At 66.3% G+C, this 22,146-nt stretch carries 15 protein-coding genes; 10 read left to right on the top strand and 5 right to left on the bottom strand.

Annotation, left to right across the window (positions count from 1 at the left end; translation table 11 throughout):
* The first annotated feature begins 97 nt into the window (after positions 1 to 97).
* From KV110_RS15325 to KV110_RS15345, 5 genes are all read left to right on the top strand, one after another.
* Complete coding sequence (locus tag KV110_RS15325) at positions 98 to 1,327, top strand: NAD(P)/FAD-dependent oxidoreductase (RefSeq protein WP_218476797.1); 1,230 nt, start codon at positions 98 to 100, stop codon at positions 1,325 to 1,327.
* A 91-nt stretch (positions 1,328 to 1,418) separates the two neighbouring features.
* Positions 1,419 to 1,892 (top strand): carboxymuconolactone decarboxylase family protein, encoded by a 474-nt coding sequence (locus KV110_RS15330; RefSeq protein ID WP_218476798.1) that lies wholly within the window; start codon positions 1,419 to 1,421, stop codon positions 1,890 to 1,892.
* Between the two features lie 13 nt (positions 1,893 to 1,905).
* Positions 1,906 to 2,733 (top strand): endonuclease/exonuclease/phosphatase family protein, encoded by an 828-nt coding sequence (locus tag KV110_RS15335; RefSeq protein WP_218476799.1) that lies wholly within the window; start codon positions 1,906 to 1,908, stop codon positions 2,731 to 2,733.
* Positions 2,734 to 2,823: 90 nt separating this feature from the next.
* Positions 2,824 to 3,627, top strand: a complete 804-nt coding sequence (locus KV110_RS15340) for an aminoglycoside adenylyltransferase domain-containing protein (RefSeq protein ID WP_218476800.1) — start codon at positions 2,824 to 2,826, stop codon at positions 3,625 to 3,627.
* A 417-nt stretch (positions 3,628 to 4,044) separates the two neighbouring features.
* Positions 4,045 to 5,481 (top strand): hypothetical protein, encoded by a 1,437-nt coding sequence (locus KV110_RS15345; protein ID WP_218476802.1) that lies wholly within the window; start codon positions 4,045 to 4,047, stop codon positions 5,479 to 5,481.
* Positions 5,482 to 5,511: 30 nt separating this feature from the next.
* On the opposite strand, the gene KV110_RS15350 is transcribed toward KV110_RS15345, so the two are convergent.
* A complete protein-coding gene (locus KV110_RS15350; protein WP_218476804.1) occupies positions 5,512 to 6,201 on the bottom strand; it encodes a DoxX family protein in 690 nt (229 codons plus the stop codon).
* 127 nt (positions 6,202 to 6,328) lie between these two features.
* Between KV110_RS15350 and KV110_RS15355 the strand changes: the two genes are divergently transcribed.
* On the top strand, positions 6,329 to 6,730 hold the full coding sequence (locus tag KV110_RS15355; protein WP_218476806.1) for a hypothetical protein: 402 nt from the start codon (positions 6,329 to 6,331) through the stop codon (positions 6,728 to 6,730).
* Between the two features lie 37 nt (positions 6,731 to 6,767).
* Here KV110_RS15355 and KV110_RS15360 read toward each other — a convergent pair whose 3' ends face one another.
* Positions 6,768 to 7,193, bottom strand: coding sequence for a hypothetical protein (locus tag KV110_RS15360; protein ID WP_218476807.1), 426 nt, complete (start codon positions 7,191 to 7,193; stop codon positions 6,768 to 6,770).
* 279 nt (positions 7,194 to 7,472) lie between these two features.
* Here KV110_RS15360 and KV110_RS15365 point away from each other — a divergent pair, with 279 nt between their 5' ends.
* A complete protein-coding gene (locus KV110_RS15365) occupies positions 7,473 to 8,492 on the top strand; it encodes an alpha/beta hydrolase (RefSeq protein WP_423710161.1) in 1,020 nt (339 codons plus the stop codon).
* A 176-nt stretch (positions 8,493 to 8,668) separates the two neighbouring features.
* On the top strand, positions 8,669 to 10,090 hold the full coding sequence (locus KV110_RS15370) for an MFS transporter (RefSeq protein ID WP_246634555.1): 1,422 nt from the start codon (positions 8,669 to 8,671) through the stop codon (positions 10,088 to 10,090).
* Here KV110_RS15370 and KV110_RS15375 read toward each other — a convergent pair.
* A complete protein-coding gene (locus KV110_RS15375) occupies positions 10,083 to 12,188 on the bottom strand; it encodes an AMP-binding protein (protein WP_218478493.1) in 2,106 nt (701 codons plus the stop codon). The genes KV110_RS15370 and KV110_RS15375 overlap by 8 nt on opposite strands.
* 286 nt (positions 12,189 to 12,474) lie before the next feature.
* On the opposite strand from KV110_RS15375, the gene KV110_RS15380 reads away from it, so the two are divergent.
* On the top strand, positions 12,475 to 13,551 hold the full coding sequence (locus KV110_RS15380) for an alpha/beta hydrolase (protein ID WP_218476808.1): 1,077 nt from the start codon (positions 12,475 to 12,477) through the stop codon (positions 13,549 to 13,551).
* 155 nt (positions 13,552 to 13,706) lie between these two features.
* Positions 13,707 to 14,387, top strand: a complete 681-nt coding sequence (locus KV110_RS15385; RefSeq protein ID WP_218476809.1) for a hypothetical protein — start codon at positions 13,707 to 13,709, stop codon at positions 14,385 to 14,387.
* On the opposite strand, the gene KV110_RS15390 is transcribed toward KV110_RS15385, so the two are convergent.
* Positions 14,384 to 15,778 carry a condensation domain-containing protein gene (locus KV110_RS15390; protein WP_218476810.1) on the bottom strand — a complete coding sequence of 465 codons (1,395 nt, stop codon included), beginning with the start codon at positions 15,776 to 15,778 and terminating at the stop codon, positions 14,384 to 14,386. The two genes, KV110_RS15385 and KV110_RS15390, sit on opposite strands and share 4 nt — an antisense overlap.
* Complete coding sequence (locus tag KV110_RS15395) at positions 15,775 to 22,128, bottom strand: type I polyketide synthase (protein WP_218476811.1); 6,354 nt, start codon at positions 22,126 to 22,128, stop codon at positions 15,775 to 15,777. The genes KV110_RS15390 and KV110_RS15395 overlap by 4 nt, the downstream gene beginning before the upstream one ends.
* Between the last annotated feature and the right edge of the window lie 18 nt (positions 22,129 to 22,146).

Below are 22,146 nucleotides of genomic sequence, written 5' to 3' on the forward strand. Positions count from 1 at the left end.
CCTCCGAACGCTGACCTCGCTGATGCCTCTCGGTACATGAGTTTATGGCAGAACTGGTCTTGGCAGGCATGAGCAGTCCAGGCTTAGCGTTCGAGCTATGAACTCCACGGATCCCATCGTCATTGTCGGAGCTGGTCTGGCCGGTGCCACCGCAGCGCAGACGTTGCGCGCCGAAGGCTACGCGGGCACGCTCGTCGTGATCGGCGACGAGCCGCAGCAACCTTATTGGCGGCCACCCCTGTCCAAGGGCCTGCTGGCCGGGTATGCGGAACCGGAGCACATTGCTGTTGCCCCACCGCAGAGCTGGGCCGACCACGACATCGACCTGCGCACCGGAATCACAGTGCGAGAGCTGGATCCAGCCGCACGGACGCTGACTCTGAACAACGGATCGCACTTGCGCTACAGCCAGCTCCTGCTGGCCACCGGCGGCCGGGCCCGGCAGGTTGCGGGAATGGACGGGGCACGCACGTTGCGGACCCTGTCCGATGCGCTCGCACTGCGCGACGAACTGACGAAGCAACCCGCCCTGCTGGTCATCGGAGCGGGACTGATCGGTTTGGAGACGGCGGCCACGGCCCGCCAGCTCGGTTGCGAGGTCAACGTCCTCGAGGTGGCCGGAGCGCCGCTGAGCCGCGTGGCGCCGCCGTGGCTCGGTGGTGTCTTCGCCGCGCTGCATCGGAGCAAGGGTGTGCGCCTCGAGCTGGGTATGCGGTTGGACCGGGTGACCGAGACGGCGGACGGTGTCGTCGCGGTCGCGGCGGACGGGCGCACCAACTGGTCGGCCGACATCGCGGTCGCGGCGCTCGGGATGGTTCCCGAGACCGGGCTGGCCGAGCGTGCCGGGCTGACCGTGAGCGGTGGCATTGTCGTCGACGAGTGGTGCCGTACCTCAGCGCCGGGAGTCTTCGCGGCCGGTGACGTCACTGTCCGGACCCACCCGCTGCTCGGCGGGCTGTACCGGATCGAGCACTACAGCAATGCCCTGGCGCAGGCGACCGCCGCGGCGCGAAACATGCTGGGCAACAGGACTTCCTATGCGCCCGTTCCATCGGCGACGTCCGAGCAGTTCGGCACGCGCCTGGAGATCTGCGGTTGGCCCGACGCCGCCGACGTCTACGGCGAACGAGGCTGCTCGGTCCGCGGTGAACCGGAGGACCTCGACTTCTCCGCCCTGTTCTGGAAGGACGATCGCCTCGTCGCGGCGGCGTGCGTCGGTCGTAGCGGCGAATTCGAGCAGTTGCACCGGATCATTCGCGACCATCCCTACACCGATGTCGACCGCCTCACCGATCCCGCGGTCGACCTCGCCACGATCGTCGGCTGACCGCCCGTCGCACTGAATCCGAACAGGACCTCACATCCGCACAGGCTGTCTCGTCGGACACGTATAGCCACCAACAAGCAAGGAGCGCACCATGGAAGCCCGTTTGAACCTCTTCGCCAACCCCGTCGGAGCCAAGTCCCTGAAACACCTCGTTTCGATGGGCAAGGCGCTCGCGGACTCGCCCCTGCCCGTGGCGACCCAGGAACTCGTGCGGCTGCGCGCCAGCCAGATCAATGGCTGTGGCCTCTGCGTCGACATCCACACCAAAGAGGCCGCACACGCCGGGGAAACCGCGGTGCGCCTGCACCTGGTCGCGGCGTGGCGTGAAGCCACGGTATTCACCGAAGCCGAGCGTGCGGCACTGGCGCTGGTGGAGGAAGGCACCCGCATTGCCGATGCGGCCGCGGGGGTTTCGGACGACGTCTGGGCGAATGCCGTGAAGCATTACGACGAGGATCAGCTCGCCGCTCTGGTGTTGCTCATCGCCAATATCAACGCTTTCAACCGGGTGAACGTCATCACCCGGCAGCTCGGCGGCGAGTACCAGCCCGGCCAGTTCGGATAGGTCGGGTAGCCACATGCAGCTGCGTATCGTCACGATCAACGTCCAGAACAACGAGGGCGACCCCCGCCGACTCGGCCTGATCAACCGGGAGTTGCGCCGCTTGGCCCCCGATCTCGTTGCGCTGCAGGAAGTCGTCGACAATGAACAGCTCGACGCGCTGCTGCACGGCACCGAGTTGCACGGCACCCATCAGGCCGAGGCGATGGCCTACACGCCGCCGTTCGCCGACCGCTACGGCGGCAACGCGGTGGCCAGCCGCTGGCCCCATCAGGTCGTGGAAGTTCTCGATCTGCGCCTCGCGGGGGCCGGGGATGTTCCCTGGTGCACGGTGGCGGTCAAGGTTCCGTTGCCGGGTGAAGGCGACGTGCTGTTCGTTTCCACTACTGCCGCTTGGCGTTTGGATGCCGAAGCCGTTCGCGAGCAACAGGCCCTTGCGCTCAGCGATCTGGACGCCCGGCACCGCACCGACCTGCCCACGATCATCGCGGGCGACTTCAACGCTGGCCCCGACGCGGCCAGCATCCGCTATCTCACTGGCCGCCAATCGATTTCCGGACGAAGCGGGCACTACCACGATGCGTGGGAGGTCGCCGGTGACGGACCCGGCCACACCTGGAGCGTCGACAATGCCGCTGCCGCGGCCTTGTTCGATCAGATCGTGCGTCAGCCTGGGCACCGGCGTCGGCTGGACTACGTATTCACTGGCTCCTGGCACGCACATCCGAGGGCGCGCTGCGAGATTCGCGCCGCCGGCCTCGCCTTCGACCAACCCACCGATGGAGTTTGGCCGAGCGACCACTACGGCGTCGTTGTCGACGTCGAGATCGGCAAAGACAAATGATCGGGAGTAACAGTTCCGGCTTCGGCCTTCGGGTTCACCGCCACTGCGGCGGCCCGCCGCCGGGAAATCGCGAGGCGTGATACTGGCCGCATGACCTGTCTCCTCGTGGATCCGCAATCCCTGCCCATCGAGTTGCGTCCTTACCTGGAAGACCTCGTGCAGCGCGCACGCGCCGGGTGTGGTTCTCATTTGGTGAGTGTGTTCGCGGTCGGGTCCATCGCCCTCGGGGATTATCGGCACGGGCGCAGTGACGTCGACGTGACGGTCGTCGTCGATCCGGCTGTTCCCGCTCAGGTCGTGCGCGAGTTGGCGGTGACGCTGGCCCATCCCACCCTGCACTGTCCGGCGGCTGGGCTGGAGCTGGTGGTCTACGACGCGGACTTCGTGGCCCGCCCGTCCGACCGGGCCGGGTACCTGCTGGATCTCAATACCGGGGCGCTGCTGCCGAACCGCGCGAGCTTCGATTCGACGCGGTCACCAGCCTTTTGGTATGTCATCGACCGCTCCATCGCCCATCAGACCGGGCGCTTGCTGCACGGAGCACCAGTGCGGCAGGTGATCGCCCCGCCGACTCGGCGCGATCTGTTCGCCGCGATTCTCACGTCGGTGCGCGAGCACACCGACGGGGCAGGCCACCTGGCCGACAACCAGGTGCTCAACGGTTGCCGCTCGGTGGCGTACTGCCGCACGGGCAGCTGGCTCGCCAAACGCCGTGCCGCACAACTGATCGCGACGTCCGAAGCGGACTTCCAGCCCCTCATCGATAGCGCACTCCGCAGCTTCGAGCGCCCCCGGTCGGCAGCGCTCGCGCTGCCGACCGCCGACGTGCAGTCCTTCATGGCGTGGGTCCGCGAACGTGTCGAAGAGGCCGCCGAAACGACCGCCGACCAGTGACCCGACTCGGACGGTTCGATTCCGGCCGTTATCGGCCCGACCGTAATCGCCGACGACCGCGAATTGCAGCGTGCATTGGATCGTATTGTGACCGTTGTGTATTGGGCACAGAACCATCACTGGATGTGCAACGGGAGGGCGGTATCCTGCTATCAACTCGTCGACTGGAGCGAGCAATAGGGGCAAGTGTTGGGCATCAATGCGATTCGGAATTTCGCGTCATATCGCGGTCAGTATCTGATCGGGGTATGCCTGGCGCGGGTTCGATGCCGAATCGACATTTCCGGCTCCGCCGACGACCGGCAGCGCGCCCATGCTGCTCTCGTCGCGAGTGGGTGGTCCGCTCTTTCACGTACGGAGACCGACACCTATGTGCGTGACATTCGAGGTTCGTTGTCCAGCAGCACGATTGAGGAAGTGGTGCGCCACGTCCACACCGACATTGTCGATACGCATTCACGGGCCGTCATCGATCGGGCCTCCCTGGAGCGCATCCGATATGCCGGGCTGCGCTTCACTCACAAACCGGCGCCCCTCGAGCACGACGGGCGGCGGGTCGATGCTCTCGCCGAGATCTCGGTGACGCCTACTGCTCTGTCTGTTCGGGAGCAGCGGCCCGAATCCGGTCCGGCGGATACCGCAGGAACTGTATTCATTTTCCGTGAACGGCTGACGCGGGTGCCGGGGTTCTTTTACGGATGTCTCGAACGCGTTGCGAAAGCTGCCGCTCAGTTATATAGCCGAACAACCCCACAATGGTTCCGACAGCTGGTTGTCCGACTCATCGCCGACGAATCGGCGCACTATGTCTCGACTCGATTCGGGCTACTCGTCGTCAGTGGCGGTTTCGGCGTGGCCGCCGCGGCGGTCGTCGCCGCCCGGTTCCCCGACCGTCCGACGGGTGCCGAGCCCGCGTTGGGGCTTATCGGTGTTTCGGCTGTGCTGCTACTTATCCTCGGTGCGCTGAACTTGTTCACTCGGGTAGCCGTGCATCGAGCGGATTCGGCATTGCCACAAGGATATTCGCGTTGGCAAGCCGAGCGCTGGGCGAATGCCAACCGAACCGATGTGGCGCGCTTGATCGGGGCGGCGCGCCATAATGCGATCCGAATGTGCTGGAAGACAGGCACACTCGTGCTTCGCATGATCGCGATCGCCGGGGCGGGCGCCCTCCTTTTCCTTTCGGGACAGACGATATGGTCCAATTCGCGGCTGATCGCCGCGACGCTCCTCACCATCGGCCTGCTGCTGGGCTGGATTCTGGTCATCGATTCGGTGCGCCCACGACAGCGTGCGGGTTCCCGCCTGATCTTCCGCCGGACGGCTGCCTCGGTGCTGCTGGCGGGTGTCGGTGGAGCGATGGTGCGTTTGCCTTCCTATTTCTTCTACCAACCGCTCGGCTATCCGGCGTTCGCGTTCGAAATCGGTTGGCACGACGTCGTTGTCAATGCACGCGGATTCATCATGGCCGCTCTCGGGTCCGGGGCGCTGATCGCGATCTACTGGCTGTTCTCGCCACGGATCACCCCGGTGTGGCGATCGGCCTTCGCGCTGCTGCTACTCATGTGCGCGACCGTCGGTATGTTGAGCGCCCTGGTCGAAGCGGGGCGACCGGCAGAGGACATCGTGCAGAAGCAGTCCATCGTGGCGGGCGGAACGCGGTACGCCGCTTGCTTCGACATCGACGGTCAGCAGCAACCGATCTGGATCATCGGCCAATCCGCTAATCGCTTCCTCATCGGAGATAGAGAGATCTCGACGGCATCCGGGGAGGCGTCTCGGATTACCAACGTCCGGATGACCCCGAGCGGCACCGTGTACCGGATCGTGGCGAGCTCCGGTACATGCCGATGACGTCTGGACGTGACCAGACCTTCCACGCCACTACTCGTCGATCCAGCCGAGCTCAACTGCCCATTCATGGGTGGCGGTTTCGACCGCTGGCAACGTAAGGAACGAAATGGCGTACAGCACAACGAGCAGCCCGATCGGAACGGCCCAAGCTCGAAGACGGGATTCCCAAGGGCGAGGACGAGTTTCCGTCGGACGGGCTTCAGCCTGTCCAGCGTCGGCCCGACGGTGCCGCGTGTAAGGGAGCCGACGTTCGGCTGGTCTCAGCATCCACGACGCGATGGCGCACATCGCGAATATCAGCGGCACTCGCCACGACTCGAAACCGTCACCGACCCACAGATGCGACGCCACGGCGCCCGCCCACAGGACGAAGGCACCGGCGTACGCCCACTCCTTGATCAGCGGGAGCCTGGGCGCGATGATCACGACGGCCGCAGCAGCCTGACACGCGCCCAGGATGTAGGCGAAGAAGTGCGGGTATCCCAGGTGACGTAACTGAACTTCGATCCATTCGATAGTCAGAAGGTTCCAGACCGATCCGGCAGTCAACTCGAAGACGATGACCAGCGTGGTGGCCCAAAAGGCGATGGGACGGAGCCGGTTCCGGAACGTGTCGCTACGTGCGGTGGCTGCCGACTTCTCGTCGGATGGTGCTGTCGTCGTGGTCGAGTGTGGTCCGGATGCCGGTCGCGGCGATCGCGGGACGGAGAAGCCGGTCATGATTTCACTGAACTTTCTACTCGGCGGACGGTGTGTACGTCTCGAGTAGTACGACAACAGAGACCCACGGAATGTGAGGGGACCGAACGGGACATCACGGAGCGCGCACCGGCGTGTCGCCGCAGCCATGTCCCGCTCGGCGTTCCTCCCGGGTGAGCAGACCGGCCGCGACGAGGGTGTGGTCCGAGGGCCGTGGCACACCGTCCCACACGAGTTGGCCACGCAGCTTCGAGTGGATACCGTCGGCGCCGATTACACCGTCGGCGTGCAATTCGCTGCCCGACGACAGCATGCACCGCACCGAGTCGACATCGTTCCGGTACCCGATGACCGCACAGCCGCCGCGGAGCGAAACGCCATGGTGTGCGTGGCAGGCGGCGAGCAGCGACCCGAACAACGTCGCGCGGTGCACCACCGCAAACTGACCGCCGAATCGGCGCCGGTACTCATCCCGCAGAGACAATCGAGCGAGTACCGCATCGGTGTGGCCGTCGAGCAGACCAGATTCGCCACCACACCAACCCGCTAGTCGGCCCCACTTTCGGCCTGAACCGACCTGACTCGGATCACAGGTAGACCTCGACGCGGGCCTGCTGGGGGAAATGCGGTGTGGTGGTGGCCATCTCGATGGCGATCCGGCCGGGACCGGGTCGGAACGACGCCGAGTAGCTCCACGACACGACCTGATTCGTGACGGCACCGCTGGTCCCGGTATCCACGTTGTGCCAGGTGAAGACGACGGTTGTCGCGCAGCCGCCGACGCCCCCGAAGTTCGCCTGATATCCGACTGAGACCTGGTCGCTGTCAGCAAAGGTGTTGATCTTCGCGTTGATGGTCCCGGCGCAGAGACCGCCCGCTTCGGTCGCCAGGGTATAGAGCGTCGGCATCTCGGTATGCGTCTCGGCGGCGGCGGGCGCGGCGTTCAGCAGCACAGCGGTGCAGATGACGGCAGTAGCGGTCACCGCGGTGGCGGTGGTCTTGTCGGGTCGCATGGATCCTCCAACGTGGGCGAATGCGTACGGACTCGAGCTGATGTTCGCGATGTGGAAAGCCGATGTGGAAAGCGCGGCGCCGGCGCGCCGAGTCATCGTTGAGCATAGCGCCAGGCCGAGGCCGCGCGGCGTCTAGCGGCGGTTGTGACCGGCACCAGGTGCGCCGGGGTCGGGTCGGTCAGGTGTCCCAAGGAATCCGGGAATGCTGGTTCGGGTCGGTGGCCGCGGGCTAGCGTCGGCGCTCATCGGAGGAGTGCACGAAGGGGCCGGAGGTGCCGCGTGGGCGATCACATTACCGGTGGTGCGGCGGTTACGGCCGCGCGGTTCGCGACAGCGGTTCTGGTAGGCGCGATGCTGACGAGCACCGCGCGGGCCGAACCGGCGACGCCGGAGCAGGTGTCGGCTCCGGACGGCTCGCATGTGCTGACCATCACCGAAGGGCGGTCGGCCGATATGAGCGTCTACTCCGCGCTGATGCGCAAACCTGTCGCTGTGAAGGTGCTTCGCGCACCGGATGATTCGATACCCGCGCCGACGCTGTATCTGCTCAACGGCGCGGACGGCGGCGTCGATCGCAACTGGGCCGACGCGACCGATGTCGCCGAGTTCTTCGCCGACAAGCAGGTCAACATTGTCATTCCGTTCGGCGGCGGGGGCAGCTACTTCACCGATTGGCGCACCGATGACCCAGCGCTCGGTAGGCAGCGCTGGGCCACCTTCCTCACCCGCGAGTTGCCCCCGCTCATCGATGCCACGCTGAATACGACGGGCGCCAATGCGATCGCGGGAATCTCGATGGCGGGAACCGCGGTCTTCCAACTGGCCTTGACCGCGCCCGGGGTCTATCGCGCGATCGGTTCGTACAGCGGCTGCGTGCGCACCAGCGACGTGCGCGGTCAGGCCGTGGTCAACGCCGTCGTCGCCAGCCAGCAGGGCAACCCGGCGAACATGTGGGGCCCGCCGAGCGATCCGGCATGGGCCGCCAACGATCCGTATCTGCACGCCGAGAAGCTCCGTGGCACCGCCATATACGTGGCCAGCGGCAGTGGACGACCGGGACCGCTCGATACCCCCGAGGGTGTCCGCGGTGATCTGCTGCAGCTGACCTACCAGTTGTTGTTCGGCGCCCCGCTCGAGGCCATCGCGAACGTGTGTACGCGGCAGCTACGGGATCGGTTGCGGGAGTTGAATATTCCCGCGACGGTCGACTTGCGGGCGACCGGCACCCATTCGTGGGGATATTGGCAGCAGGATCTGCACAACTCGTGGCCGATCTTCAGCGCGGCGCTGAATCGGTGAATGTACTCGGTGCGGTGCACGAGACACGCGACAGCCGGCTTTGTCGTTGGGAGAATTCAGATGTCGGATAGTGCCATCGTCGGCTACCCATGTGCTGCCGATCTACCGGACTCGTGCCAGGAATTCGAGGTCGACCGCCGCGACGGCGCGCACGACGTGCCGGGGGAGGTGCGCGCGTGACGGAGATCGGCACCCGCCTGCCAGGTGTGCGGACCGAAGACGGATTCGGACCTTGGCTCGCGTTCACCGGATGTCTCATTGCGGTATTCATGCAGATGATCGATGTGACCATCGTGAACACCGCGCTGCCGAATCTCACCGCCGACCTGGCAGCCTCGCCGTCCCAGCAGCTGCTGGTGGTGTCCGGTTACTCGCTGGCCTTCGCGTGCACCCTGCTCACCGCGGCCAGGATCGGTGCGATCCTGGGTCGTCGCGTCGTATTCCTGGTGTCGGTGGTCGCCTTCACCGCGGTATCGGTGTGGTGCGGAATCTCCACCAGTGCAACAGAACTGGTGATAGCCCGAATCTTCCAGGGTGCGGCGGGCGCGGGCATGGCCGCGCAGACCATTGCCATCCTCATCGCGAGTTTCCCACCCAGCCGCCATCAGCTGGTGTTCGCGTTGTACGGGGCGACCGCGGGATTCGCCGGAATGCTCGGGCCGATAGTCGGCGGGGCGCTCGTCACGGCCGATATCGCCGGGCTCGGTTGGCATTCGGTCTTCCTGATGAACCTGCCGATCGGCATCCTTGCCTTCGCCCTCGGCTTCCGATACTTGCGCCTCGGCAAGCCGCCGGAACGCGACCGGCTCGACCTCGGCGGCGTGGCGCTGTCCACCGTGAGCCTGTTCGCGCTGCTCGCCGCGCTCGCGGACATCCAGCAGAACGGTTGGCGGCCGGGACCTTTCGGGGTGATCGCCGGGGCGCTGGCGCTAGGTGCGGTTTTCATCGGATACGAGCGCAGATTGACACGGCGTGGTGGCAGCCCGTTGGTGCGCTTGGACCTGTTCGCCAATCGCGGCTTCGCCATCGGCGCCGCACTGGTGGCGAGTTTCTTCGGCCTCTTCACCGCGTTCGTCTTCACCGTATCGATCACCCTGCAGGACGAACTGCACTTCACCCCGCTGCGCACCGGGGTGGCGATGACACCGTTCGCGCTCGGTGCCGGTGCGGGTGCGCTCGCCTCGCCATTCCTGGTAAAGCGTTGGGGGGTAAAGGTACTCGCGCTCGGCATCGCACTGTACGGCGGCTTGGTGGCGGTGGGCGCGGTCTATCTGAAGCTGACGAACGGGCAGGTGAATCTCGCACTGGCCCTCGGGCCGGTCTTCCTCGCGGGCCTTGGGGTCGGCCTGTTCGGCGTGCAATTACAACCGCTGATGCTAGCGGGGCTGCGCGAGCGCCAGATGGCCGAGGCGTCCGGCCAATTGCCCACCATCGAGCAGATCGGCAATGCGGTCGGCCTTGCGCTGTTGAGCGTGATGTTCTTCCGCGCCCACACCTTGGGCGGCAGCGTCGTCATGCTGCTCGCCATCGCGATCGGCGCCATTGCCATGGCGCTGCCGACGCTCGCGCTGCCGGACCCGGCGAAGAAGCTCACGTGATCACATGCGGATCGCCAAGCGCAGACGGCATCGGCGATTCGCCGGGCTGCGATCCGATGAGCAGATGCTTGATGATCTTGCCGGTTTCGCCGCGCGGCAACTTGGCGAGGAAGGTGACGTCGCGCGGAACCGAGAAGCGGCTCAACCGGTTGCGAATGTAGGCCCGGATCATGTCCGAATCCAGGCCCGCGCCTTCGCGTTTCACCACGAACGCGGCGAGGCGCTGGCCGAATTCCTGATCCGGGACGCCGACTACGGCAACCTCGCTTACCTGTGGCAGGTGAGCGAGGGCCTCTTCGACCGGCCGTGGAAAGACGTTCTCGCCCCCGGAGATGATCATCTCGTCATCGCGCCCCGCAATGAACAGTCGCCCTGCGACATCGAGATACCCGAGGTCGCCGGTGTCGAGCATCCCGTCGGCTTCCGCGGGCGGCGCCGAGTTCACATAGCCGTCGAACAGCATGTGATTGCCGACGAAGATGTGCCCGGTGACACCGATCGGAACCGGGCGCTGGTCCGGTCCGAGCACAGCGATTCTGGTGCCAAGCGGTGGTCTGCCCGCGGTGGTCGGTGCGGTCCGCAGGTCGTCGGGGGTGGCGATGGTGGCCCAGGAGACCTCGGTGGAACCATAGACGTTGTAGAGGATATCGCCGTAGACATCCATGAATCGCAGCACCGTCGCCGCGGCCAGCGGGGCGCCGCAGCTGACCACGGCGCGCAGGCTCGACGTGTCGTAGCGAGCACGTACCGCGGTGGGCAGATCGAGGATCCTGTGCACCATCGTCGGCACGACGATCATGCTGGCGACCCGGTGTTCGGCGACGAGCCGCAGACAGTCCTCGGCGTCGAAACGCTCCGGCAGGACCACGGTCGCGCGGAGCGGCGTACTGATCTGGAGACCGGCCAGGCCCCAGGTGTGAAAGAGCGGCGCCGGGATGAGCATCGGCTCCGCCATCGGGAGCGGGATCCGCGACAGCAGGGCCGCGATGGTGCCGAAGCCCTTGGGCTCCGGGCGCCGGGCGCCCTTTGGTGTGCCGCTGGTTCCCGAGGTCAGCACGATCAGCCTGCCCGCCCGGTTCGGAAGACGAAAGTGCCGCTCTCCCTTCGCGATCAGATCGTCGATAGTGGTCCGGTGCGGCACCGGCGGGCGACCGTCGGTGTTGAAGCGTTGCAGGTCGGTGCGCAGATACCGGACCAGTTGCTCGAGATCGCCGTCGACGAACAGCGCGGCGAGCCGGTGGCGCTGCACGATGTCCTCGATCTGCCGACCGGACAGCCCCACATTCAACAGCGCCACGTCGACGCCGAGTTTCCCTGCGGCGACCATGCATTCGACCATTCCGGCGTGGTTGCGGGAGAGCAGACCTACCGTATCGCCGAAGCCGAGGTCGAGCCCGGCCAGCGCACCGGCCAGCGCGTTCGTCCGCGCGTGCATCTCGGCGAAGGTGCGGGTGCCGGCCTCGTCGATGATGGCGATCCGATCCGGTGCGTGCGCGGCCGCCGCCGCGTAGCCGCCCGCCAGATTGAATCCCCATTTCGCAAGGGAGCGCGCCTGTTTGACGCCGGTCGCGAGGTTCGTGGTGCGCCCGACGCCGACGGTGATCATCTGTTTGGCCACGCTGACCTGCCGCCGCAGTGGGGAATTCTCGGCATTGATCACCGTGGAGGTCCGTGCACCACGGATGACATCGACCGCGCGCCGCAATCCACTGTTCACCCACGACACCACGGCGGCGTTGGGCTGGTCGACGATCAGCGGATGCAACCGGCCCGGCGCGAACACGGTGACGACGATCTTGGTGCGGTCCTCGTCGCCACGCAGGCGGACCGAGACGAAGCTGCCGGTACCCGGGCACTGCACCTCGAAGCTTTCGTACCAGCGCCGCACGGTGAGCCGAAGCTGATACGTGCGAATCCCGGATTCGGCGGTGCCGATGCGCACCTGCACAATTCGGGTGTCCGCACGGGAATCCACGTGCTCGCAGGCGCCGATTCCGGCGAACAATCGTGGGTAGGTCTGCGGTTCGAGAAACAGATCCCACAGTGCTTTACGGGCAACCGCGAAATTCGCGCCCACATCGATGACGTCGGTAACCAATTCATGCACTTCTCGTCGGCCGGTTCGAACAGCTCGGGGCCGGCGGGTGCCCCCGATCCACTGGTCACCCATCTGGCCGATACTTCAGCGGACCGGCAACCTGCAATCGATCCCAGTATGAGACGGAACGGCGGTGTTGCTCACCTGCACTCCTACATTGTGTGCGCTGCCCAATCCCGGACCTGACCGGGATGTGAATCCACCCAAATCACAATGGGATTCCGATATTGAGCGTTGGTCACGGCTTACGGTCGGCGGATACCCGTGGTTGTGCTCGGAGGTGTGTATGGGTGTCGGGGACCGACAGGGAAACCGTCGCGGTGTGCGGGTGACCGCCCTGATCGGTGCCGCGGTTCTGATGTGCTCGGGCGGGGTCGCTTTCGCCGACTCGGACGCCACGATCGCGGAGCGGGTGTCGGCGTCGGCACACCAGTCACCGAACGGGTCGCGGCTGATCGGCGCGGAGCATGGGCCGGGCCGGGTACTCGACCTGACGGTGTACTCCGCCGCGATGGGACGTAGCGTGCCGGTGGAAGTTCTTCCGGCAGCCGATGTTTCGAAGCCGGCGCCGACCCTGTATCTGCTCAACGGGATCGACGGCGGCACCGACACCGGAAATTGGCAGGACGGCGGAAATTGGTTCACCAAGACCGACGCCCAGCGCTTCTTCGCTGATCAGCAAGTCACGGTGGTGATGCCGGTCGGCGGTGGCGGCACCCTCTTCGCCGATTGGCGGTCCGACGATCCGGTTCTCGGCAGACAACAGTGGACTACTTTTCTCACTGCCGAACTGCCTGTCGTCATCGACTCCGCGTTTCGCGGTACCGGGGCGAATGCCATTGCGGGGCCGTCGATGGCGAGCTCCGCGGTGTTTCGGCTCGCCCTCGCCGCGCCCGGGCGCTATCGCGCGATCGGCTCCTATAGCGGCTGCGTGCGCACCAGTGACCCGTCCGGACAAGCGATGGTCGACGCCATGGTGATCGCTCAGCGCGGCAACCCGGTGAACATGTGGGGCCCGCCCACCGATCCGGCGTGGGCCGCCAACGATCCCTATCTGCACGCGGGTCGCCTGCGCGGCACGACCATCTATGTATCGAGCGGTACCGGGCAGCCCGGTCCGCTCGATACCTTGGACGGTCCCGGGATCAACGCGAATCCGGTGAAGCTCCTTGACCAGCTGACCATCGGCGGAATGCTGGACGCCATTACCGCGGCGTGTACAGCGCAGCTACGAGACCGGTTGCGGGAGTTGGATATTCCCGCGACGTTCGACTCGCGGCCAACCGGCACGCATTCCTGGGGGTATTGGCAGCAAGACCTGCACAACTCCTGGCCGTTGCTCCGTGCGGCGCTCGGCGACTGAGGTGTCGAGGCGTTGTCTTGTGCCGTGACCATCTTCGCGTAATGAGATTTTGTGAGTAGTAGTAGAGATAGTGATTTCACTCGTACCGCCGCATCGTGAGCGATTTGAATAACTTTCACCAACGGGCGATCGGTCACCGGCCAAGAGGAGGAAATGTGCGCACTGCGTTCCGAGATCCCGGGATTCCCGACGGCGAGAAGTCCATTTACGCCGTCGGCGTCGCGGATCAGCCGCAGGCGTTCGAGGTGACAAGTGTGGTGACCCGCGCACAGCACGACTATTACTCGACGGTCGAACTGCGGGCGAGCGACGGGAATCCGACGATCACGATCGAGCAGCGATTCAGTCGGGTCGGTGGCTGGCTACGCGCGGCGGATTATCGGGCCGAAACGCGTTCACAGCACACGGTGGTATCGCGCGAGGAGGCGCATTTTCTCGACACCACGCATCTGCAATTCGGCAGCGGTGTCGGACCGTTCCCGTCGAACGTTGTGCCGTTCATCGGGGGTCTGACATTGCTGCGTGGGCTGGATTTCATCGAAGGAGCCGAGACCTCCCTGGATCTGTGGCTGGCCTTCTCGGTGCACTGGCCGGTGGCGGCGCGGGTGCAGAAGCAGACGAGCGTCGACGTACCTGCGGGGCGGGTGACCAGCTGGCCGGTGCAGCTGCGGCCGGGCTTCGCGCATGTGAACACGTTGCTGGACAAGATGATCGGCGGCTTCATTCCGTCCTCCATCGCGCACTTCGAGGCGGAGCCGCCACATCGGCTGTTGCGGTTCAGCTTTCCGACCGAGCCGGGCGCCGCCCCGCGCGGGCTGATGGAGTTGGTCGCCTAGCCCGACTGAGCGGCCACCGCTTCGAACATCCGCCGCATCGTGTGGATATAGCGCTGAACGGATTCGTGCGCCACCGGTGTATCGGGGAAGATGACGCTCAGCGACGTTTCCGACGGCATGCGGTTGATCCACACGAGGACTTCCTCGGACGCGGCGCGATTGGCGAAGATGCCGCCGTGCACCAGGTCGAAGAACTCGTGCCCGGCGAAGTCGCGCGCGTCCACATACGAGATCATCGGCGTCGCCCAACCCGGCTGGATGTGGATGTCGGTATCGGCAGGCAACAGCTCCAGCACGCGATGAAATGACGTGGGCGCGAGCCGGATACCGTTCTCGTAGGCCCGCTGCGCGATGGTCACGGCGCGGGCGAAGGAGGTGGCCGCGATCGGGAACGCCACTGGGACAAGGGTGACATACCAACCCACCGAGGCTCGTTCCGCGGCCGAGGTACGGGTGCTGAGCGGTGTCATGCCGAAGTAGTAGTCGCTGCCGGTGAGTTCGGCTTCGGCCAGCGCCGCCGCGGCGAAGATGCCGCCGACGAATTCGGCGCCGTTGGCCCGGCACACTTGTTCGAATCGGCGAGCGTCGGCCTCGGTGAGCAACGTGATGCTGCGGTGTGCGCTGCGATTGTATCCATCCGTGCGTTTGCCGAGATCCAAAGGAAAGCAAGGCAATTCGCCGTCGTTGCCGCGGATCAACTCCAGCCATTTCCGGACTCCCGGCGAGGCGAGGGTCAACCGCGCGGTATATTCGCGTTCCGCGGTGCAGTAGTCGAGGTAGCTGGCAGCGGGTTCCAGCATGTCGCCGACGTTCCAGGCTTCGCGCGCATACAGGTAGGCCAGGTCGGAGCAGGACAGGTATTGCCCGAGCCCGTCGGTGTGCAGATGGTCCACCGCGAGGTAGACCGTGGTCGAGTCACCATGCTCGATCGCACCGAAGGTGAAGCAATCCCATTGGAAGGGACCGGGAGTCGTCTTCTGCACGTGCTCCCGGATGGCTTCCGCGTCATCGAGCTCGCCGTGGTCGATGGGAACGAATTCGACTACCTCTTCGGGTACCAGGTGCCGCCGGATCGTCCCGCCGGGGCCGATGGCGAACCAGGTCCGGAAGGTGTCGTGGCGTAGCAGGAAGGCGTTGATGCTGCGCGTCATCGCGTCCCGATCGAGGTCGCCCATGGGTATCTCGACGGTTACCAGGCACAGACCCGAGTAACGGAAGTCGGCCCCGGCGTGCCGATCGGCGAGCCGGAGGTATTCCTCCTGTTGATGCGACGGTGGTGCGGGATGTACGGGCGCCTCGGCCGCGCGCGCGACCGATTCCGGTGCGGCCACCCAGGTCACCAGCCGACCGGGCGCCGGGTTCCATTCATCGATCAGCCCGAGGTCGATCACGGTGCGGCCACCCCCGCCGGTTCGGGCAGCGGCTGCGGCCGCCCGGCTTCGGCGGCGAGCACGAGTTCGGCAACCTTCGGACCGGCCTGTTCCAGGCTGAATGATCGGCCCATCTGCAATGACATCAGATCGATGCCGAGGGTCTTGGTGACCCGGGCTCCGAGTTCCACTGCCATCAGGGAATCCAGTCCGAGTTCGGGCACCGGAACTGTCATATCGATCGAATCCACCGGGACGCCCATCACGACGGCCAGTTCCGCCGCCATTTTGCGAGCGATGAACGGCCCGCGCTTGGTGTCGTCGAGTTCGACCAGTTCAGCGCGCAGCCGGGCGAGCTCGGAGGTGTCCTTCGCGGCGGCCTTGGCCAGCTCGATCGTCCGGCCGGTGCGGGTCAGCTGCGGGAAGGTGCCGGTGAGTTTGGCCCAGTCGGTGGGGATGATCGCCGCCCGGGTGTCCGCCAAGCGCAGTGTTTGCTCCAGATACGCGGTGGCGTCGGCCATATCGATGGGCCCGAAGCCGACCAGGTCGAGGTATTTGGTGGCCGTCGCGTCGGCGGCCATCCCGCCCGTCGCCCCGGACAGATGTCCCCACCCGATGCACAGCGCGCGCTCGCCCGCCTTGGCCCACTCCTCGGCCAGCGCCTCGACCGCGAGGTTGGCCGCGCAGTAGTTGTACTGGCCGTAGATGCCGTACATCGAGCCACCGGAGGAGTACAGCACGAACATGTCCAGCCGGATGCCCGCCTCGGTGATCGCGCGGTGCACTGCGCGGGCACCGTGGACCTTCGGCCGGTACACCTTCGCTAACTGTTCGTGCTCCATGAGCTCGATGCGGTTGTCGGCCACCGAGCCCGCCGCATGGAACACGCCGCGCAGCGGGTGTTCGGCGCCGTGTGCCCGGGCTACGACATCGGCGACGGCGTCGGCGTCGGTCACATCGACCAGCTCCTCGATCACCTCGACACCGATGGTGCGCCATGCCTCGAGCTGGCGCCGTGCGTCCTCGGTGGTCGCACCGCTGCGGCCGAGTAGCACCAGTCGGCGCGCCCCGCGCAGGACCAGCCAGCGGCCGGTGGCCATGCCGAATCCGCCGAACCCGCCGGTGATGAGATAGGTTGCGCCGTCGCGGATCTCGATGTCGGGCAGATAGGGCCGGACGGGCGGCTCGGGTGCGTCGATGCGCAGCGCGATCCGGGCGAGCCCCGTGGAGCGGATGACCTCCTCGAAAGCGGTTCCTACGTCCTGAGTTTCGAACATCTTGTACGGCAGCGGCCGGTAGACGCCCGCCAGCACGTTCTCGTACACCCGTTGCAGCAGGCTGGCCAGCCGCTCCGGACGGATGGCGACCAACCGGTCCAGATCCATCGAGTAATAGGCCACGTTCTTGTCGAAATTGGCCAGCTCCAGCAGCCCGCCGGTGTAGATGTCGGCCTTGCCGACCTCGACGATGCGCCCGAATTCCGCGACCGCGGTGAAGTTTTGGCGCAGTATCTCACCAGGGGCGCTGCTCAACACGACCTCGGCGCCGACACCATCGGTCAAGGCGAGCACGTCGTCGACGAAGTCGAGCGAACGCGAGTTTATCGCATGGTCCGCGCCGAGCGCGAGGATGTGCTGTCGTCGCTCATCGGAACTGGCTGTGCCGATGATCCGCGCCCCCCGCGCCTTGGCCACCTGAATAGCGGCCGTGCCGACGCCGCCTGCGGCGCCGTGGATGAGCACCGTCTCGCCCGGCTCCAGCCGCGCCAGCTCCAGCAGCGCGTATTCGGCCGTGGCGAAAGCGATTGCGCTGGTGCAATAGCCGGGATCGGTGTCGGCGGGCAGCGGAATCACCAGCTGCCGGTCGATGATGGCGTAACGCCGCATCATGCCCTTGGCCGCGACCGCCACCAGGTCCCCGACGGCGACACCCTCGACTCCAGCGCCGACCCGCACGACCGTACCCACGCCCTCCATGCCCGGTACGGTGCCGAAATAGGTTGGTGCCAACTCCCTTTCACCGAGTAGGCCGATCACCTTGAGTGGATCCTTGTAATTCAGCCCGATCACCTGCATGCGGACCTCGACCTGACCGGGGCCCGGTTCTCGGCGCGGGCACTGCCGCCAGGCCAGTGCCGACAGCAACCGCGTTCTGGGAAGTTCGAGTTCGAAGTTGGCCTCGGGGTCGGTCAGCGGCTCGGCGGTGTCGTGCACCGCAAGACGCTCAGGGAGGGGCTTGGTCACCTCGGGTGCCCAGCGCTGGCCGTCGCGCAGCAGCACCTCGTCGCAGTTGTCGTACGAAAACGCACCCGGCACAGCCAATTCCGTGACCAGATCGGCGATGTCGGTGTCGGCGTCCACATCGATCAGGCGCCACCGCAACGGTGTCTGCTCGTTCAACAGCACTCGCCGCGCCCCGGCCAGCGCGGACTGGCGGGAGTCCGGCGCGATCGTGCTGTCCGGCAATGTGAATGCCCGCTCGGTGATCAGGGTGACGTGCACGGAGCCGTCGCCGAAGACCGTCTGCGGCGTCTGCTCGTCCGTGCGCGGGTTGGCGAATTCGTGTACCGCGACGGCGATCCGCTTGAGGGTCCACAGATCCGCGAGATCGTCGGAATCGGCACCGGCCACCACGCACACATGGAGCCGGGCGGTTTCCTCCGTTCGGGCCTGCCGCAGGGTTTCGACCAGCTCCGCTTCCAGGTTCGATGCCGAATCGGCGAGGTACTGCCGTGCTCTCGGGATCGCCGCCGCCAATTGTTCGGCGCGACTGCTTTTCCCGAGCGCGACGACGACCATGGCGGCCGAGCCGGTGTCGGGCAGGGCGGCCGGGTCGACCGGGTCGCGCTGCCGCATGGTTTCGCGGTAATAGAACTCGGCCATCCGATGCAGTGGATCGTCGCCGGGTTTCAGTGCGCCGATCTGCAGGCCGGTCAACCGCAGCACCAGGTTGTCCTCGGCGTCCAGCAGATCGACGTCGGCGCGCAGCCGGGCCTTGGGATCGCGGCGAGCGACCACCGTGGCCTGCTCGGGAATCGGCGCGAGCAGTCGAACCGCCGCCACGCCGACGGGCACCATGACGCCTTCGTTGATCCGCTCGTCGGCGAACAGCAGTGCCGCGGTCTGCATGGCCGCGTCCACCACCGCGGGATGCGCGAGATGACCTGAGTCCGTGGCGATTGTGCCATCGACCGTGGCCACCGCCATATCCCTGCCGACCCGCATCGAGGTAACCCGCCGGAAGGCGGGGCCGTACTGCAGGCCGGCGGCGGTCAGGCCGGTGTAGAACATCTCCGGGTCGATATCGAGGCCGACCTCGATGGTGGGCACCGTTGCCTTCGACGGCAGGTGGCTGCCGGTCAGGGTGCGCCCGAATGCGTGGACGGTCCACGCCGATCCGGTCGCATTGCGGGATCTGATCAGGAAGCGGCCGCTGGACTCCTCGATGCTCAGTGCCATGAGCGGCACATCCGGGACGGCCATGATCAGTGGCGCGACGAAGCGAACCTGCTCCAGCGCAACGCGTTTGACACCGAGGCGAGTCGCCGTCGCGCTGAGGGCGGCGTCCAGATAGGCCGCACCCGGCATGATGCGGATTCCGTTGACCACGTGATCGGCCAACCAGGGCAGCAGTTCGGTACCGACTTGCAGTAGCCAGTCCGCTTTGCCCTCCACGTCCGGATCACCGAGCATGGCATAGCTGCCCGGGGTGCCGAGCCGGGCCTGCTCGAACAGCGGCAGGGTCGCGTGCAATCGCGTCCGCTGCCACGGGTAGCGTGGGAGCGGCACATGTGCGCTGACCGGGCCATCTGCCGGGAACAGCTGTTCCGGCTCGAGCACACCGGCGCTGTAGAGACCGATCAGCGTGCGACGGATACTCGCGGAGTCGGGCTCTTTGCGGTCCAGCGTCGCCACCGTGGTGCCGTGCACGTCCGCGTCCACCAGTGCCTCGCGAATGTTGCCCGACAGCACCGGGTGTGGGCCGATCTCCAGAAACACCCGGCTGCCCGCACCGATGGCTTTCGTCACGGCATCGAAGAAGCGCACCGGTCGGCGAACATTCGCGCACCAGTATTCGGCATCCCAGTCGGCCTCGGTGACGAGTTCGCCGGTGACCGTCGAATACAACGGCACCGTCGGGGGCCGGGGGGACAGGTCCGCCAGTTCGGCGCGCAGTTCGTCCAGGATCGGGTCCATCAACCGGCTGTGATACGGCACCTCCACCCGCAGCCTGCGAGCGAAGGCGGCGTCCTCGGTGAGCTTTTCGGCGATCTCGTCCAGCCGGTCCGGATCGCCGGACAGCGTGAGGGAACTCGCGCTGTTGATCGCCGCGATGTCGACACGCGGGTCGTCCGCGATGAGTTCGCGGGCCCGGTCGAGGGGCAACCCGACGGCGAGCATCCCGCCCGATCCGGCGGTGGTCGCCTGCAACCTAGCTCGATGGTAGGCGACCCGCACCGCCTCGCGCAGCGACAGCATCCCGCTGACATACGCCGCCGACACCTCGCCCACGCTGTGGCCGACGACCGCGGCGGGGGTGATCCCGTACTGGGCAAGCTCACTCACCAACGCCACCTGGACGAGGAAGTTGGCCGGTTGGGCCACCTCGGTGCTCGGTACGCGCGACTCCGCCTCGGACTGCAGGAGCGCGTCGATGATCGACCAATCAGAGAGCTTGCTGAACTCGGCATCGATCTTCGCTGCGGTTTCAGCGAATACGCCTCCGGCACAGAGCAATTCACGCGCCATGCCCCACCACTGCGGCCCCATGCCGGAGAAGACGAAGACCGGCTCGTCGTTGCGGGCCGCGACCGTGCGCACCGCGTCACGACCCTCGCCCGCCGCGAAGTGCCGCAAATCCCGGAGCACGTCCTCGGTGTCGCCGACCAGTACGCCCGTGCGGTACTGGTGGTGTGCCAGCCGCGTCCACGCCGCCTCGGCCAGCTGGTCAGGGCTGGCGCCCGCGCTGATCAGATCGGCGAAGCGACCGGCGATAGCTCGGGCGGCGCCGGTGCCGCGCGCGGAAATGGGCAGGATCCCGAAGTGCCGCGCCGATTCGGTGGTCGGGACCGTCGACTGCGTGCGGTACTCCTGCAGGATCGCGTGGGCGTTGGTGCCGCCGTAGCCGAAGCCGTTGACCGCGATCGTCATCGGATCAGCGTGCGGGGGCAGCGGTTCGGCGTCCACCTGGATCCGCAGGCCGAGTTCGTCGAAGGGAATATCCGGATTGGGCTTGTCGAGCCAGCCCTGCGGCGGAATCACGCGGTGCCGAATTGCCAACGCCGCCTTGATCACGCTCGCGATTCCGGCCGCGGCCTCGGTATGACCGAGTGTCGCCTTGACCGAACCGACGCCGAGGGGGCGCGTGCGTCCGGCCGGTGCGCCGAAGGCGCGGCCGAGTGCGCGCAATTCGACCGGATCCCCGACGAGGGTGCCGGTGCCGTGCGCCTCCACGTAGGTGATCGCGTCCGGTGTCAAACCGGCCCGGGTGCACACGGTGCGGGCCAGCGCCTCTTGCGAATCGGCGTTCGGCACGGTGATCGCCGTGGTGCGCCCGTCCTGGTTGGCGCCGGTGGCCTTGACCACGGCGTAGACGCGGTCACCGTCGCGCACCGCGTCGTCGAGCTTCTTCAGCACCACCATGCCCGCGCCCTCGCCACGGCCGTAGCCGTCGGCCGCGGCGTCGAAGGATTTGCATCGGCCGTCGGCGGCGAGGAAGCTGCCCTTGCACATCAGCACGAATGTCTCGGGCTGCAACATGACGTTCACTCCGCCGGCCAGCGCCACTCGGCAGTCGTCGTTGTCGAGTGCCTGGCAGGCCAGGTGGAAGGCGACCAGCGACGACGAGCACGCCGTGTCGACGGTGATCGCTGGGCCGGTCAGGTTGAGCGCGTAGGCGATTCGGTTGGACAGCATGGTGTAGGACGCGCTGGCCGGAGTGTGCATGTCGGTGTGGAACAGCGCCGGGCCCACCACGCCGATCACCGACTGGTCCACCACGAATCCGCCGACATACACACCGACCGGCGCGCCGGCGGTGCGGCCCGCTATGCCCGCGTCGTCGAGCGCCTCCCAGGTCACCTCGAGCAGCAGGCGTTGCTGTGGATCGAGCACGGTCGCCTCGCGAGCCGAGATGCCGAAGAAGTCCGGGTCGAACTCCCAGGGATCGATCGTCATGAACGCGCCGTGCTTGGTGTAGCTGCGGCCGGGGGTGCGGGTGTCGGGATCGTAGTATCGGCGGTAATCCCACCGATCCGGCGGAATCTCGACCACGCCGTCCCGTTTGTCGAGGACGAATTCCCAGAACGTGTCGGGCGAATCGATTCCGCCCGCGTATCGACAACCGATACCAACAATAGCGATATCCGACACGTAGGTCCTTCCGAATAC

The sequence above is a fragment of the Nocardia iowensis genome, from assembly GCF_019222765.1.
In the GTDB taxonomy this organism is placed as follows: Bacteria; Actinomycetota; Actinomycetes; order Mycobacteriales; family Mycobacteriaceae; genus Nocardia; species Nocardia iowensis.